The organism is Paraburkholderia fungorum, assembly GCF_046026025.1.
GTDB classification, from domain to species: Bacteria; Pseudomonadota; Gammaproteobacteria; order Burkholderiales; family Burkholderiaceae; genus Paraburkholderia; species Paraburkholderia fungorum_E.
Map to the genome: position 1 here is coordinate 1 of NZ_JAQQFL010000085.1, position 1,697 is coordinate 1,697.

General features: G+C 61.2%; 1 protein-coding gene. It reads right to left on the reverse strand.

Annotated elements, in window-relative coordinates:
* Positions 1–145: 145 nt before the first annotated feature.
* Positions 146–1,576: an ISNCY family transposase gene (locus PQR67_RS38100; protein ID WP_408467935.1), complete on the reverse strand. Its 1,431-nt coding sequence runs from the start codon at positions 1,574–1,576 to the stop codon at positions 146–148.
* Positions 1,577–1,697 lie beyond the last annotated feature (121 nt).

The window sequence follows — 1,697 nt, forward strand, 5'->3', positions numbered from 1 at the left end:
TTTGTCATAGCCATTTCAAGATGTCGTAGCTGGAGCCAAATAGAAATGTCGTGTTTTGACGTTGGGTTTGACTCTGTCTTTAACGGTTTCAATCTCACGCAGCGTTGAAGGACAGCGCGTGAACGGGCAGGGCGTGTCAGTCCGTTCAGACAGATCCTGCAGACCGACGGCCAGGTTTGCGTGTTTGGTTCGGCTGCCTGCGTTGTGCCAATTCCGTGATCACACCGTTGATGTCGTCCTGCGTGAATTCACGCTGCTTCTTCGTGCCCTGCGCGCGTTCCGTTGCCCGAACCGGTTGTCCCTGATTCGTGCGCGCAGGGGAGCCGGAGATGCGCCGGTCGTCGCGTTGCGCCTGGATCGCCTGCGCGACCTGCAGCACGTGGCCCAGTCGCTTGTGTTCAACGACCGCGCCCTGATCGATTTCCGCGAGCCGGTCGTACTGCCTGTACGGCAGCACCCGGCCATCGGCGCGGATCTCGATGCGTCCGTCCGGATACTCCCACACGTCGATGTAGCGGTGGATCAGTTTCCGGTTCTCCGCCGTGTCATCCAGCAGGTACATCACGCGGTCGTACTGAATGGTCAGCGATTTCGTCACGCGTCGCGTCTCGCGCCACGTCATCAGCAGGTCGAGATTCTCGTCACCGCGCAGCGGCCGGTGTGCGTCGAAATCGCTCTTCGGCGGCTTTGCGAAGCGTGCGTTATAGGCTGCGATGAAGGAGGGCGCATACGCATTGCCCTGCGCCACCGTACTGATGCCACGCAGCCTCAGCTCCTTCACCAGCCGGTCCTGCAGCGTCAGGTGCGCGCGCTCGACACGACCCTTGGCCGGGCTGCTGTTTGCACAGATTGTGTCGATGTTCAGCTCGTACATCGCGCGGCCAAACTGCGTCACGCTGTTGCCGGTCTTGCTCGCGGCCGTATTCCGGAACACGCTCGCCTTGTCGCTGTAGAACGCGCCAGGCTTGCCGTGGCATTCGATGTACGCACGCGTCGCCTCGAAGTAGCTGAACGTCGATTCACTCGCGGTGAAGTGCAGATGCATCAGCCGGCTGGTCGCATCGTCGACGTACACCAGCAGTGTGCAGGCCGGCGCCCGTTCCTCGAACCACCGGTGATCGCTGCCATCGATCTGGATCAGTTCGCCCAGACACGCACGACGGGCCCGCGGCTGGTAGATCTTCGGCGGCCGCTGCCGGCGCGGCACCCATAGGCCGGCGTCCGTCATCAGCCGCCTGACCGTTTCCTTGGCCAGGCGAATGCCGTGGCACTCGACCAGCTTCTCGCAGGCCAGCGTTGGGCCAAAGTCGGCGTAGCGTTCGCGGATGATCGCCAGCGCCCGCTGGGCCAGATTCTCGTCCAGACGCCGGTTACCCTGGCGGCCACGTTTGCGCGAGGCCAGTCCAGCCGCACCCGATTCCTGGTATCGGATCACCAGACGTTCGATCTGCCGCACAGTCAGACCCAGCCGTTGGGCCGCTCGGCCGGGCTTCAGTCCCGTGTCCACCACGGCCTGGATCACCTTCAGTCGGTCGAGTTCGCGCATGTTCAATGTCACCAGTGTCGCTGGATGCATCGCCGGCTCCGTAGTCCCACAAGGAACCAGCAAGCATATCCAGGCCTAAACACGACATTTCTATCTGGCTAGAACACGACATTTCTATAAAGCTATTACAGATTTAATGTTGATAATTTAT